The following is a 14,548-nucleotide window of genomic DNA, read 5'->3' as shown; positions in this document are numbered from 1 at the left end:
CAAAAAGTTCTAACGGTTACTATAGACGTGGGGACGATGAACCTTCTTTCCGCACGACAGGATGGCAGCGAGACCGTATTTGTCCAACAACGGAACTCGTTCGTTGAAATCGAGTACAGTGATATGGCCGAACAAATGCTCTCACGCAGTGATGTCCTTCATATCAGGAAGGATAACCAAGTGTATATTGTCGGTGACGACGCGCTGAATTTCGCGAATATTTTCAACGAAGAGACGCGCCGCCCAATGCAAGCAGGAATCTTATCCAGCGACGAACAGTCCGCAATTCCGATGATCAAACTGATCACTGAACAGGTTGTTGGTGAGCCGGAATACGACGATGAGTTGCTCTATTTCTCCGTTCCTGCGGATCCCATCGATGACGACGTCTCGACGTTATACCATCAGAAAACCATTGAATCCCTCCTCGCGGATATGGGATATCAACCTGAACCGATCAACGAAGGAATGGCAGTCATTTACTCTGAACTCGCCAATCGTGAGTTCACTGGGCTTGGGATTAGTTTCGGTGCCGGAATGACGAACGTGTGTCTGTCGTACTATGCGGTCCCAGTGATGAAATTCTCGATTGCACGGGGTGGTGACTGGATTGACGAGCAAGCAGCGAAAGCCACGGGGACCCCGGTCGATAAAGTCACGTCTGTGAAAGAGGAGGACTTCTCGTTGGACTTCGAGACAGACGTCGGCGGTGTCGAAGGCGCACTCAGTATTTACTACGATAACCTGCTTGATTACGTGATTGAGAACCTCATCAAAGAGGTAGATGAGGAAGATGTCGAAGAAGGCCTTGATGTCCCAGTCGTCGTGACTGGTGGGACCTCAAGTCCGGAGGGATTCGAGGCACTCTTCGAGGAACGACTCAACGAAGCAAACATTCCGTTCTCTATTAGCGACGTCCGGCAAGCAGAGAATCCTCTCTACAGTGTTGCACAGGGGGCACTTGTCGCCGCTCGCTCTGAAGAACAACGGGCTGCACAAAACCAAGCTTCTGAAGAAGTGGTTGAAGAAGAAGCACAGACGGACTAGTCTCGCTCACTCACTGTTTTCAGAAGTTTCGTCATCATCCGCAACATCGGTTGAGTTGGATTTTTGGTCTTTCTCGGTATCTGTCTGTGGTCGGCTTCCGAGAACTGCACTCACTGACACACCACTCTCCTCCAGTGAGATCTCGGAACTTCCATCGTTGCGATCGGTCGGAACTTCTACACTAGCAGTCCGCACATCCTGAGTCCCATCACGTATTGAACCCACTACGCGCTCGAACCGCTCAAAGGCGTGATCCCACGATTCCACAGGCGGCAGCTCGTCGCGGTGTGATGCAGGCACATCAGCAAACCCGCAGCGATCACACACGACAGCGACTGATTTGGTATCGGGGAGGGCGTACGCGGTGAGCTCTGTCCCACAGCGCGGACAGTCCATAGCGGTCCTTGGGTAGCAATCATCTTCAACGTTCCCGCTTCAGTCAATAACGATCAAAACTCTCGGTTTGGATTGGGTATCCGACGTTGATCGGGGACAAACTACAGGATGGTGGCGTCAGGAGTCAGAGTATGCCAACAATCACGGTCACGGAGGCACAGGTCGCTGCTCTCAACGATATCCAAGCGGGACTCGAAGCGGCCTACATCGATACGTACGGGCACGTCAGACCACAAGACGCGGTTCAATATTTGCTTGACACCTACACGCCACCAGAACAGCGAAATCAGACCAATACGAAAGCGTACGAGATCATTGCGGATGCAGAGTCCCCACAACTCCAACGCGTCGCTGCCACCGTTGAGGAAGTTCCGGGAAGTGGGATCGAGAGTGCGACAATGCGTGGGATGTTGCTTGCTACGCTCGGCGTCGAGGAATTCGCTGCAAGACTGCATGAGCACTCTGAGGTCGATGATGAAACAGCGGGGTCGACCGAAGCTGAGTCGGAGGGTAAATCAACTTCTGCATCCTCAACAGAGCCATCATCCAATGAGTCATCCAGCGGATCAGATTCGATTCTCTCAGCTGCTAATCAAATGTTAGATGCACATAGTGAAAACTGGCGAGAGGCATCCGGTGGCGAGGAACCCTACGAAGTTGATCTTCCTGATGGAACAACAGTGGGTGTGCGGACAAAAGATGACGTGCGACAGCTTCTGTTTAAGCACTACTAAACACTGTTGAGTTCTTTGACGCATAGTGGCGCCAGTTTTCGGAGGCAGCGTCGTTGGTACCAGTCGAGAATATCGCTGAAGTAAATGGTCCGTCGCAACTGGTTTTTCGTTCCTGAGTAGAACTGGTCGTGGAATAGTTTGTAGCCTCAAATTGGTGTGGAATCGTGTCGCTGGGATGTACTGGTGGGCCCCCTTTCCACATTCATATAATCGTAACTACCAATAGTATGTAGATATCATACAAGAAACTGAAATTACAGTATCCAGATTATAGCCCTTATATAGCGTATTACAGCCGTTACCTGAAAATCAAATATAGGAATTAAATCTAATTTTCAATTACAATCATATATCTGTAATTTCTCAACGACTCTGAATATACCTTGAACACGACCCGAGACTCGCATTATCTGGCATACATCAGTGCAGTAGCACTCTCCTCAATCGGCACTCATCCACCAGTAACTACGAGGATTTCACAAGAGCATCCCCGGAAGGGGGAGGGGGGAAAGTGGGGATGATAGAGGAACGGGGGTCCTAACAACGCGGTTCTGCGCCAAGTGGGAGATCCCCCGTTCCTCAGTTGCAAATGGTCAACCAACAGTATACATTTACCGGATTGCCCTTTTCACCGAGATACAAGGCAGATACCCGAGGCAGTAATTCCGACTGCAAGATTGTGGTCCATCTGTCCATCAGTCCCGCGTTTGACCAAGTGGGTTGACAAGCTCGTTTGGGTCAACATTCAGAAATCTCCAAAACGGCAGAGCACTTAACGCAGAACACTCCTCCAACCGAACTGTAATGTCTAATATCCCAAAGGAGCGGTCATATACTGAGGAGATGAGTCGGCATCAGAGAGAAGCGAAGAAAGAATTCCAAGCGCTCAAAGAGAACTCGGAGAGTAGTGTACCTGACGAAATCACATTGGAATTTTTGCAAGACCAAACAATCGAGGAGACAGAAGACGAGTGTACCACTCCGTGGAGTGGTCAAGAGCCAATTGCGCTGGAAGATGCCAGTACCCGGCTAGAGAAGACTCGCAAAGAGATTGAGCAGATTAGGACACAGTTATGTTTCACAAGTTGTATCCCGCGACATCTCGAGGTTGCCGATGAGTTGGCCGCCGTTTCAACATCGATTGAGAAAATCGAAGCCTCTCTCGCCGGAGGTCAAGATGGCCTACGCCCCTAATATCTCCTACCTAGCGTTGGAGTGGTTCAGGTGACACAGAGCGGTACGGTAATACTTTTATCTTCAACAAGAATTGATTCAGGCAGTGTCACGTTATCCTAAATCAGTCCGAGGTGCGCGAGTTAAATGCGTAAAATGCAACGCTCCAGCAGCTGAAACGATAGAAGGGAAATACGTCTGTGTTAACTGTGGGAACCCTGTTGTCGAATAAGAACCCCAAAAGCTTCGACGTGAGTCCTTATTGAGCTGATAAATTCTGGAGATAGGGAGTGCACACTCTGCGGACACCTTCCTCAAAGCCGATCATTGGTTCCCATCCGGTAGCTTCGTGCATCTTCGAGTAGTCTGCTTTCGTATCGTGGACGTACACATCAAAGGGATTCTCAATATACACTGGCTCAACATCGGTTCCAAGCACCTCATTGATCATCGCAACCATCGTGTTGAAATTGTAGCTCTCCCCAGTCCCGAGGTTGTAAATTCCGTGTAGCTCGTTATCTGCGGCCAACTCTAACCCACGGATAATATCCTCCACGTGCGTGAAGTCCCGGGTCTGTGTGCCATCGCCGAATAATTTTGGTGCTTCGCCATTTGCGATTTGATGTGTGAACTGTGCGACTGTGTTTGCAAATTCACCTTTGTGTTCCTCGGCCCCGCCAAATCCTTGATACACTGAGAAAAACCGCATTCCTGCACACGCAATATCATAATGCTCGTGGAAATATTCCGCGTATCGTTCCCGGGCTAATTTTGACGCCTCGTATCCCGTTCGTGCCTCAATTGGAAGACCTTCTGGAGACGGTTCAGTTCGGGATCCGTAGATCGATGATGTAGACGCATAGACTACGGTCTCACACCCATCTTTCCGTGCTTGTTCAACCGTATTCACGAATCCCTCAACATTAACACGGACTCCTTTCTGTGGGTTCTCTTCGTGCATTTTGTACGACGATAATGCAGCTAAGTGAAACACAACATCCACGTCTGTCGTTGGTAAGTCATCAGCGAGCACGGACTTGTTATAGAACTCAACGGGGCCATTGAGGTTTTCAGGCGTTCCCAAATATAGATCGTCCACGACAACGACGTCGTTATTTTGGGCCAAAGAATTCGCCAAATTCGATCCAATAAATCCAGCTCCACCTGTCACTAGAACTCGGTTATTTTCCATATATTCAACACATTAACACGACTTCAAATGTGTACCGGATACCCTGTAGACGTTCGAAGTATTTCAGAGATTGATTCCGAGGTGCTCCCTCTGACTCCGGCTATTCCAATTCCGCGTACAGTTCTTCGGCGGCGCGGCGGACCACGTAGTCGCTCGACAACTCGGCCTCCCAGCCGAGTCCCGAGAGTTTCTCGACGGAGAGGCGCATCCGCGGGACGTCGCCCTCCCAGCCGCGGTCGCCGCCCGTGTACTCATACTCGGGGTCGAGGTCCATCACGTCGGTGACGATGTCGGCGATGCGGGTGACAGAGGTGGTCGTCCGCGTTCCAAGGTTGTAGGAGTTCATCGCGCGGTCAGCGTTCGCGACGACGTGACAGATCGCGTCGACGCACTCGGTGACGTGGAGATACGACTTCTCCTGGCGGCCGTCGCCGAGGATCTCCAAGGTCTCGGGATCATCTAAGAGTTTCTCGATGAAGTCGGGAATGACGTTGCCGCGCTGGTTCGGACCCACGATGTTCGCGAAGCGGAAGCACCAGACAGTGAAATCCTTCGAGTGCGCGTACGTGGAGAGGAGGCCCTCGTCAGCCAGTTTCGACGCGCCGTAGACGCTGATCGGTTCCAGCGGCGCGTAGTCCTCGGGGGTCGGCCGCGGGGCCTCGCCGTACACCGTCGACGACGACGTGAACGCGATGTTGTCGACGCCGACTTCGTCCATCCGTTCGAGGACGTTGTACGTCATCTCGGTGTTCTCCTCGAACAGTTTTCGAGGCTCGGCGTAGTTAGTGTCGGTGTAGGCAGCCAGATGGAATACGAGGTCGACGTCGGCCGTGATCACATCGGCGACGTCCTGCAGGTCGGTCATATCTGCCTGAACGAACTCGACGCCGTCGGGGACGCGGTCACGCGTTCCTTTCGAGAGGTCGTCGGCGACGACGACGTCGTTGTCAGCGCGCAGCGAGCGGGCGAGATGCGAGCCCACGAGGCCCGCACCGCCGGTGACGATTATGCGTTTACCAGAGAGGTTCATATCGAAACCGGACCTTCGAGTGTTGAATCACTTGTCATTACGTATTGGCGTAACTGATCCAAAAAAGTCGTTGCTGACAAGAGTGGTTTCTGAAAAAGGCCTACACAGCCCGAAGAGCTGACACGGGACCCCTGTTAAGGGTCGCTACTGACCGCGCTAATAAGGAACGCGTTGAAAACCGTTTGAAGCCCGATGACGATCGCTGTGAATGCAAGCACGTCACCGACGACCATCGGTAGCGCTGTGAATCCGGTGTTTGCCCACTGAACCACTAACCACGCTGCATACGTAACACCAGCGAGACACACAGCAACACCGACCGTCGCCATCCGTTCAAGTGTCAACCGTTCGATGATCGTAGTCGTAATGAAGTCTTCCGAGCGTTGAATTGGATCACTTGCTGCTGTAGCGAACGCACCCATATTCGCTACTTGATATCCAACTAACGTGAGCAATGACCCAGCAATCGCTGTATGTATTCCGAACGTCAGGCCACCTGCAGATACGTCCGTGAATGCTGCCAGCATTACTAACACACCTACCGCACCCATCACCATCCCCGGAATGGTAAACAAGTACCCCGGAGCGTTCAACAGCATAAACCGGACGTGACGCCACCCATCACGGAAGCTCTCTAACGTTGCCTCACCTTCTCGTTCGTGGTATGTGATTGGGATTTCCTCGATAGTCAAATCGCGCGCTCCCGCGTCCATAATCATCTCCGAGGCGAACTCCATCCCATTCGTTTCCAAATTGAGGTCGTCTAACATCCCCGCACGGAACGCTCGAAAGCCGGAATGGGCGTCGCTTACCCCAGCATCGTAGAACACATTCAAGAACCGAGTCAGCGCAGGGTTACCGACGTACTGATGCAGAGCTGGCATCGCACCATCTTTAATCTCACCTTCTAATCGGCTGCCCATCACCATATCCGCCTTGCCATCTACAACCGGTTCTAACAGGGTTGGGAACTGCTCGAAATCGTAGGTGGTATCGGCATCCCCGATGATGATGTAGTCCCCACGGCAGTGTTCGAAGGCATAGCGGTAGGCGTAGCCGTATCCGGGTTGATCAGGTTCAACCACGATAGCCCCGAGCTCACGTGCGATATCCGGCGTCCGATCATCCGAGTCGTCACTAATGAGAACTTCTGTCTGATACCCAGACCGTGTGACAGCACGTTTTACCCGTTCAATGCATTCGCGAATGCCTTCCTCTTCGTTCATCGTTGGCATCACAACACTGACTGTCGGCCTCACGTCGCTATCACGGCCGAGTAAGACTCGATCCTCAGGATGGATATCCGAGTGTTCAGTACTTGCAGCGTCTTCGAGAGCATATTCGTGGATACTGACGTTCAGATCCGAACGGATTACGGTATCAATTACATTTAGGCGGGTTGCTGCTTGGTCCAGTTGGCGTTCTAATTCCCGCGCGACCCGCAGCGTAAGTACTTGGACACCGGTTTCTAACTCTGCTCCCGAACGTGATGAGTCATCCAATCCAAATGCTCCACGGAGAACCTCACTTAGTTCACCTCTTTTGTCAGACGAACCTGCTGCCTCAGTCATTCTGCGGCCAATAACGAGATCTGCATCCCCAATACAAACCTGCTCGATCATATCCGGAACTGCGGTAAGAGCCTCTGCTGTCGTATCTGGCCCTACCAACACAATCTCGTCACCCCCAGCATACAGCCTCGTCACGTGGGCTAAACCGCTGTAGATACCTGACTCACCACTACCAATTGATTCAATCTCAGTAAATGCATCACCCGTCCACTCAGCGGACTGTAGTCCCTCAGTATCGTCGAGAATTAAGAGTCCATCCACGTACTGCTGCAGTTCGTCTCGAAGACGGTGTAATGCAGTCTGGCTGTGTTCAGAGGCTATCAGTGCTGCAATTCGTCCCGTTGTCAACGTTGAGTCTCGAACGTGCCCATCAACTACGTACTGCTCCGATGTTTGAAACGTCGCCACGCTTTCCTCAAAGTCAAACTCTCTTGTCGAATCTGGTGAAGGGTGCAATATAATTCCTGGCAACCCCCGTTGCTTACCCGCTTTCGCCAACTCGCGTATCGAATCATCAGCTTGGGTCGCGACTTCAACGAGCGTCACGTCAACTCGTTCAAGACGTCGTTTCAGGCCCACTGCCTCGGATGGTAGTGCCACAAACACGTCAGTACCATATCGGGAGAGGTCAGTTGCTGTTTGCACAATCGCGTCGCCATCAGCTGTGCTCGAGACAGCATCCACCCCGATTGCTGGATCTGTCTCCTGCCCCCGTTCGCCAAATCGCTGGTCTACCTGAAGATCGTCCATTGGTAAATCTCTAGCACTGGCATCACGGCTCCCACCACGAACCGTGTACTGTCATTCTGAGGTCGTGACAGCCCCCTAATGCTTAGTTAACGCAACAAAATGGGCAATATCTATTAAAGGTTCTTATGGCCCACACAGTTCACCGACTGAGCGACTAGACCGATTACGAGGAAAGTAGGGGGATAACCACCTGTTGTATCTGGATTAGGATGGATGATCAATGTATCTGCAGGGCTTAGGCCTTGACAATACGATCCGTTACTCCGGTGTTGTCTGGTGGTTTGCTAAGATAAGAAAAGTGATATGTATGTCGGAGTTAGAACCTATCGACCCGAGCAGAGCACTCGAATTGTACCTCGAAGATCGCAGAGGAAACCTCTCTCAGGGCACCATCATCTCCCACCGGTCGCGCCTCTCTTCGTTCGTCGAGTGGCTCGACGAGCGGGAGATCACCAACCTGAACGAACTCACGGGCCGCCTCATCAAGGAGTACCAGATCGAGGGTCGCAAGGACAGCGACTGGGCGCCAGCGACGGAGAAGGGGATGATGGACACCACCCGCGTCTTCATCCGCTGGTGTGAGAGCATCGAGGCCGTCGAGAGTGGACTCTCACAGCGCGTTCAGTCGCCCGCTGTCAAAGACTCGGACATGGCGCGACACGAGCAACTCGACTCTCAGACCGCCCAATCGGTCCTGCATAACCTCGAACGATACCACTACTGCAGCCGGGCGCACGTGACGCTCGCAGTGATGTGGCACACGATGGCCCGGAAGGGGGCCGTCCGATCCCTTGACGTCGAGGACTACGATGCTGACGAGCGGTATCTCCGGTTCAAACACCGACCCGACACCGACACGCCGCTCAAGAACAAGACGAAGTCCCAGCGTCACGTCGCCATCTCGGAGTCGATCGCCGACCTCCTCGACGACTGGATCGAGCACAAACGTCCCGACGTCACGGACGACTACGGCCGAGAGCCGCTCATTACGACCAAGAGGGGGCGTATCGCTGGGAGCACGATCTCGAGGTATGCGTACAAGTGGACGCAACCATGTCGGCACGACGGAACGTGTCCGCTCGGGCGAGATCCGAAAACCTGTGACGCGACCGATCACAGTAACTCCAGTACCTGTCCCGAATCGGTCTCACCCCACCCGTTCCGGCGCGGATCGATCACGCACTGGTTACGATCGGACGTCCCGTCGCAGGCCGTCTCAGGTCGTGCTGACGTCTCCGAACGAGTGATTGAGAAGCACTACGACGAACGCTCCGACCGGGAACGGATGGAACAGCGGCGATCGTATCTGGGGAACGTCTAGCAGTAGCTACTTGCGCGCGGTTTTTATGGCGCGGCAGCTGCCGCGTCACCTGTCTCTGGATCAAACGGGAGATTAATGACGAGTTCGTCGAACCAAACGACTGGGCGTTTGCGCTGACCCTCCTCTTCGAAGAAGATAATGCCCAACTGGGCAAGCCGACTGAGTTCTTCGTGGACGTTTTTCACGTCTCGATCAACAACTCGTGCGGTCTCGTTGATGCTAGATGGCTCTTCCCGGCGAATAGCTCCGATGAGATCGAGGACGCGCGGCGTCAGCGTCTCCATCAGATCGTCGTAGCTGGTGAACGAGAGCGTGGGCGTGGAGTCAACCGTCTCGTCTCGTTTGAGCGCTTCGATTCCGTCAGTGGCGTCATTGTGGAACTCCTTGGACGACTTTACAGTCACGATGAGGGTTGATTCGACTCGAAGCTGTTCGCGCTCCATCGGGTGCAGCGGCGGGGTGGTATCGTTCATAGGTATCACCGTGGTGTATGGCCTTACTTGACCTCGAACTCGGCTTTGGGGATCTCGTTCCAGAACCGGTCCCAGAGCTCGACCATCCCGGGGAAGGTGATTATCTCTGGTTTTGGGTCCGGTGCGACGTGCAGTTCGTGCCCTTTCGTGTCTTCGTGTGAATTGTCGTCTCGAAACGGCCGCCGTTTCGACGAGTCGTCGAAAATCTTCGATTTTCGAGATACCGACGAATCGTCCCATCGTCAAGCGTTCGGGGCGGGTCTGGCTCCGTCACGCCGTAGTGGAGCTTGTAGGCCCACTCAGACGGATATGTATCGCGGTCTGTCCGCATACAGAACACGCGAATGACGGTTCCGTCAGGGTACTTCTCCCCATTACTCACACCATCTAGATCATCGTTCGTCGGCGAGGCCATCCTCATCCATTGGTTCGTACACCAATTCCATAAGTCTATTGGTTCTAAGACCAATGGTTTTACCGCACTCAATGTTCGTAGTTTCCCCCTTAGTTGGTTGGTGTTTCACGAGTCGTCTCAAGTCGTGCTGACGTCTCCGAGCGTGTAATCGAGAAGCATTACGACGAACGCTCCGACCGGGAGCGGATGGAGCAGCGACGGACGTATCTCGACAACGTGTGAACCGCCTCGGGGTCAAGTGGTTCGAGAGAGCATAGCTCTCTCGTCACCACGAGACGGCGAAGCCGTCTCGGACGACCCCGAGGCTTCCCGTAGAGGACGAACGGTGGCGCGACAGCGCGTTCGTTGTTGTGATCCTCCTCAACCTATTCGCTCACTACTATCGCTCCTTGCGGTCGGGGAGGATCCGCCTCGAAAATGCTGAGTAATGGCACGCGAACTTCGATACTCTATTGAGTAATATCTTCGAGCCGATTCTCTTCTTCCGCAATTAATGTCTCCGGCGACGGGATCTCATTTGCGTCTTTATTTAATGCGTCTAAGACCCCGTCTGCTTGGAACTCTCGGTAGCGCTCTTTCTGCGTCCGCTCTCGAAGAACTCCGTCGTCCTCCAGTATAGATATCGCTTGATTTGCCGCCGGATACGACATCTCGATCATCTCCGAAGCGCGATTCACTGTAAATACAGGTTCGGTGAAGATCTCCCCGAGAAGAGCCTTGACAGACGGGCGAGCATCGGCGTACGTCTCCTCGTATTGCTCGCGAAGGTTGAGGAGGAGTTTCGCCCGACTAAATGCCTCGTCTGCCTGCTCTTTGATTCCCGTGAGGAAGAACAGTAGCCATTCGTTCCACTCTCCTTCTTCGCTAACCGCCAAGAGCCGATTCGTATATTCGTCTCGATTTCGACGAATGTAGGAACTGAGATAGAACAGCGGATGCAACAAGATATCTGACGCCATCAACAACAGTACGATCAGTAGACGACCGACACGGCCGTTCCCGTCGACAAACGGATGGATCGTTTCGATCTGGTAATGCAGAATCCCGATATCGATCAGGTCGGGGGATGCCCCACCAGACTGCATATATTCCTCAAAGTTTTCCATTCTCGACGCTGCGATTTCGGCTTTCGGCGGGACGAACCGGACTCGCGTTCCAATCCCGGCCGCTTCATCAATCCACGCATAGCTCGGTCGAAATTCTCCCGGCAGGGGATCTTCTTCATCAGTCCGTCCTGTTTCCAGCAGTTCTCTGTGCAGATTTTTCAACAGCTCATTCGAGAGGTTCTCTCGGGACCGTCCTGTTTCCGACAGCTGTGTCGCCGCCTCTTTCAGCGCCGAGGCATAATTCCGCGCCTCGCGGACGTCCTTCGAATCCTCACCTTTCTCGTACATATCTGAAACTGTGACGCGGGTTCCCTCAACTTGTGAGGACTGCTCGGCCTCTTTGTACACGAACAGGCCAAAGACAGCCTCTGGATTCTCGATCTCACTCCAGAAGCCATCGAGCCGACCGAGTGCGTGCATCGCACGGCCATAGGCCTGAATCACGTCATCCGATAGCTCAATCTCCGGCGGCAATTCGTTCGGCTTGTAAAACTTAGCGAACGGGACATCGGAGCTCGAATCGACCGGCCGGTATACCCCTGGTGCAGGCGTATCGACGAGGTATCCGTCTTTCATTAGCTATCTCTTCTCCCCGTCTAAGTAAAAGGTTGTGCGAAATCGTTTTCCTATACGTCCAAGATTTCGTCTAAGTAAATCGTATTTAGAGATACTTTCTCTAGACAGTCAAAATTCCGTCTGAGTAAACTCCTCTCGTTGAGTGTTTGCTAAACGCGCTATACTACATCTGGGTAAACGGTTCCCCGGAGACAATTTGTCTAGTCTACTATTGGATTTCGCAGAACTATTGTCGTGGTATTTCTTTCACGGTCTCGCAACCGAATCAGCCGTAAAAGTCTGCTTGCTTCTGTAATGGCCTGGAGAATTTAACCAAGAACTTTTGATAGTGAAAACACCCGTCGTATTCCTGATGTTATTTTATCCGACTAATCTGCTTATCTCTATTTCGTCGTTACCTATTCTGACAGTTAGATGTAAATTAGAACCATCTGGTTCCCAGAGATCTTGGTCAGATAAGCCCCCGCCTGTTTCAACAAATACTTCGTGAGTTCTCTGATGATTCCCTATACGTTCATATCGGGTTCGTTCATCCGTAGGTAACTCAAATTCTTCTTGGAACACTTCGGCCCCCGAGTTTCTGTCAGTAATTTCGACCGTTCCATTTACAGCCTCATCAGATTCGTTGTACAACAAGACATCATATCCGAGTAGTGGGGCTACACAGCCGGATGCACCAATAAGAGACAGGAGACCGACTTGCGAGAGGAACAATCGTCGATTCATCTCTACACGAAAAATAGAGACTATTTGTAAGTACTTTCTCCTGAATTGACCGATGACTGTCCTCATACAGAGTCGTGAGAAGCACGTTCGTATTGACCGCTGTTGTCACAGCTCTGATCCCGAATGATCGTCTTTATCAGCTCCGTCGCTACCATCATAAGGATACTCTCCTCTTAGTCTGCGCATCCGGTCGGGTATCGTATCGTCTCCTCCCGCGCTCCCACGGTATCTTTCAAATGGGTCCTTTCCGTCCGCCGTTGTTGGAGCTTCCTTCCGTAACGTGTAGCCAGATTCGGCCTGCTCGAATGCGACCTCGTCTCCTAGCTCAATCCCGAGGGCCTCACGAATCCGCTTCGGAATTGTGACCTGACCGTTGACCGTGACACGTGGCATTGGTCCTACTGGTATCACTGATGTAGTGCACCATGAGTATTACGGAAATATCGCTACTCAGGATTGACCGCTGTTAGAGATCTTCGACGAACGCACGCCGCGCCTCCCGGCGCTCCGCTTTCGTACTCATATCGTACCACCGTTCGATCGTGTCGGGATTGGCGTCACACCGTTTCGAGATCACGTCCTCGGTAGGGACGCCGTTGGCCCGGAGGTGGGTGATGTAGCCCCGCCGGATCGGATGCGGTGAGACGGACTCCGGACACTTGTAGGCGTCATTGTTCGTCTGTGCCGCCTCACACGTCTCTGGGTCCTTCTCGACCGGACAATCCTTCCCGATCGCACACGGCCGGGACCAGGCGTACACGTACTTGCGGATCGTGCTCTTCTGGAGTCGGCCGTTCTTGGTCGTTAGTAGTGGTTCCCTCCCGTGCTCGTCGGTTACGGCGTTCCGATTCGCTTGGATGTATCCGTCGAGAACCTGGGCCGCCTTACTCGAGATGGCGATTTCGCGTTCGCCCTTGGCGCCGTTCTTCAGTCGTGTGCCCGTGTCCTCGCGGTTGACCGCCTCGATGTATCGGTCGGTCGCGTCGTAGTCGTCGAGGTCGAAGGCGTACAGCGTGGACTGCCGAATCCCCGTTTCGGCGAGGAGTGCCCAGATCACGTGCGCCTTCGAGAACGGTTTGAACTTCGCCAGGTAGGCGACGATCTCCTTTGCGTCATCGCGGGAGAGCCACGTCTCGTCCTTCCCATCACCGTCCGAGAGCGTCGGGAGGATGATGAGCTCGTGGAAGCCACGGTCGAGGACGCCGCGGCGCTCGCAGTACCGGATGAACTTCCGCAGCGACGACAGACAGCCTTTGATCGAAGAGCGGGCGCCGAGCTGCGGTTGCTTGCGGAGGTAGTTGTGGTACTCGTCCATCTGGGATGGCTGGAGCACTCGGAGATCCTCGATGACTTCCTCCGCGCAGAATTGGCGGAAGTGTCCCAGTCGCGAACGATAGGAACTGATGGTGCCGTGCGACACGCCCCACGGGTTGGTGTCGAGATAGAAATCAAGGACATCGTTCACCGGGGCAGGCCCCGAGAACAACTCGTCCCCGTCCCGGACCTCGTCGGACTCGGAGTTGGTCGGCTCTTCGGGATCGTTTGTCGGTGGATCTTCGGGACGGTCGGGACTGGAACCTGTTTGCGGGGCCGGGGTCGTGTCGGCTCTGGATGTCCCCTGATTGATCGGGGTTTCCGGAGTTTCGGCCCGAGTGGATTGGTCGAAATCGGCCGATCCGGTAGCGACTGTCCCTCCGTCAGTCCGTATTTCTCGGCTTTGGTCGTCGGGGTCCGTCGTCGATTGGTCGGGATTTTCCTGTAATTGGTCGGGATCCATCTTCGATTGGTCGGGATTTTCCTGTAATTGGTCGGGATCCATCTTCGATTGGTCGGGATCGTCGACGTCGTCGGGGGTCTCGATCGGGTCGGTCACGCGCCGATCCCTCCGGTGTGGGATTTCTCACTCCCCGAGACGGGGAATGGGCGAGTCGTTACTCCGGTGTCGGCCCGGGTGGCCCGACCAATTTCGGAGCCAGTGACGTCTGTTGTCGGGGTTGGTTCGGGGAAGTCCATATCACGCGTAGTCCGTTTCTCCCGA

General features: G+C 53.6%; 11 protein-coding genes and 1 pseudogene. 3 read left to right on the top strand and 9 right to left on the bottom strand.

All coding sequences use genetic code 11. The features are described from left to right. Positions 1 to 21 precede the first annotated feature (21 nt). The gene (locus tag ACT3HL_RS15610; RefSeq protein WP_445087712.1) at positions 22 to 1,047 is read left to right on the top strand and encodes a hypothetical protein; all 1,026 of its coding nucleotides are present in this window, start codon (positions 22 to 24) and stop codon (positions 1,045 to 1,047) included. A 527-nt stretch (positions 1,048 to 1,574) separates the two neighbouring features. Beyond that, on the top strand, positions 1,575 to 2,177 hold the full coding sequence (locus tag ACT3HL_RS15605; RefSeq protein WP_445087686.1) for a hypothetical protein: 603 nt from the start codon (positions 1,575 to 1,577) through the stop codon (positions 2,175 to 2,177). A gap of 1,432 nt (positions 2,178 to 3,609) precedes the next feature. Here ACT3HL_RS15605 and ACT3HL_RS15600 read toward each other — a convergent pair. From ACT3HL_RS15600 to ACT3HL_RS15590, 3 genes are all read right to left on the bottom strand, one after another. Beyond that, positions 3,610 to 4,542 carry an NAD-dependent epimerase/dehydratase family protein gene (locus tag ACT3HL_RS15600; RefSeq protein WP_445087685.1) on the bottom strand — a complete coding sequence of 311 codons (933 nt, stop codon included), beginning with the start codon at positions 4,540 to 4,542 and terminating at the stop codon, positions 3,610 to 3,612. A 100-nt stretch (positions 4,543 to 4,642) separates the two neighbouring features. Next, positions 4,643 to 5,572: an NAD-dependent epimerase/dehydratase family protein gene (locus ACT3HL_RS15595; RefSeq protein ID WP_445087684.1), complete on the bottom strand. Its 930-nt coding sequence runs from the start codon at positions 5,570 to 5,572 to the stop codon at positions 4,643 to 4,645. A 134-nt stretch (positions 5,573 to 5,706) separates the two neighbouring features. After that, entirely contained in the window at positions 5,707 to 7,893 is a 2,187-nt protein-coding gene (locus ACT3HL_RS15590; protein ID WP_445087683.1) for a glycosyltransferase, read from the bottom strand. 307 nt (positions 7,894 to 8,200) lie between these two features. Here ACT3HL_RS15590 and ACT3HL_RS15585 point away from each other — a divergent pair, with 307 nt between their 5' ends. Further along, a complete protein-coding gene (locus ACT3HL_RS15585; protein ID WP_445087682.1) occupies positions 8,201 to 9,214 on the top strand; it encodes a tyrosine-type recombinase/integrase in 1,014 nt (337 codons plus the stop codon). A gap of 23 nt (positions 9,215 to 9,237) precedes the next feature. On the opposite strand, the gene ACT3HL_RS15580 is transcribed toward ACT3HL_RS15585, so the two are convergent. The 6 genes and pseudogenes from ACT3HL_RS15580 to ACT3HL_RS15555 all read right to left on the bottom strand — a co-directional run bounded on the left by ACT3HL_RS15580 (position 9,238) and on the right by ACT3HL_RS15555 (position 14,383). Then, the gene (locus tag ACT3HL_RS15580) at positions 9,238 to 9,687 is read right to left on the bottom strand and encodes an HVO_A0114 family putative DNA-binding protein (protein ID WP_445087681.1); all 450 of its coding nucleotides are present in this window, start codon (positions 9,685 to 9,687) and stop codon (positions 9,238 to 9,240) included. A 23-nt stretch (positions 9,688 to 9,710) separates the two neighbouring features. Beyond that, a pseudogene (locus tag ACT3HL_RS15575) lies at positions 9,711 to 10,102 on the bottom strand (toxin-antitoxin system TumE family protein). 449 nt (positions 10,103 to 10,551) lie between these two features. Beyond that, positions 10,552 to 11,784 carry a Fic/DOC family N-terminal domain-containing protein gene (locus ACT3HL_RS15570; RefSeq protein WP_445087680.1) on the bottom strand — a complete coding sequence of 411 codons (1,233 nt, stop codon included), beginning with the start codon at positions 11,782 to 11,784 and terminating at the stop codon, positions 10,552 to 10,554. 360 nt (positions 11,785 to 12,144) lie between these two features. Beyond that, positions 12,145 to 12,576, bottom strand: coding sequence for a hypothetical protein (locus tag ACT3HL_RS15565; protein WP_445087679.1), 432 nt, complete (start codon positions 12,574 to 12,576; stop codon positions 12,145 to 12,147). 39 nt (positions 12,577 to 12,615) lie between these two features. Next, the gene (locus ACT3HL_RS15560) at positions 12,616 to 12,903 is read right to left on the bottom strand and encodes an AbrB/MazE/SpoVT family DNA-binding domain-containing protein (RefSeq protein WP_445087678.1); all 288 of its coding nucleotides are present in this window, start codon (positions 12,901 to 12,903) and stop codon (positions 12,616 to 12,618) included. Between the two features lie 73 nt (positions 12,904 to 12,976). After that, complete coding sequence (locus tag ACT3HL_RS15555; protein ID WP_445087677.1) at positions 12,977 to 14,383, bottom strand: site-specific integrase; 1,407 nt, start codon at positions 14,381 to 14,383, stop codon at positions 12,977 to 12,979. Between the last annotated feature and the right edge of the window lie 165 nt (positions 14,384 to 14,548).

This window comes from Halobellus sp. GM3 (assembly GCF_052545375.1).
The sequence above is the reverse complement of the archived record's forward strand: the minus strand, read 5'-3'. Positions and strand labels throughout refer to the sequence as shown.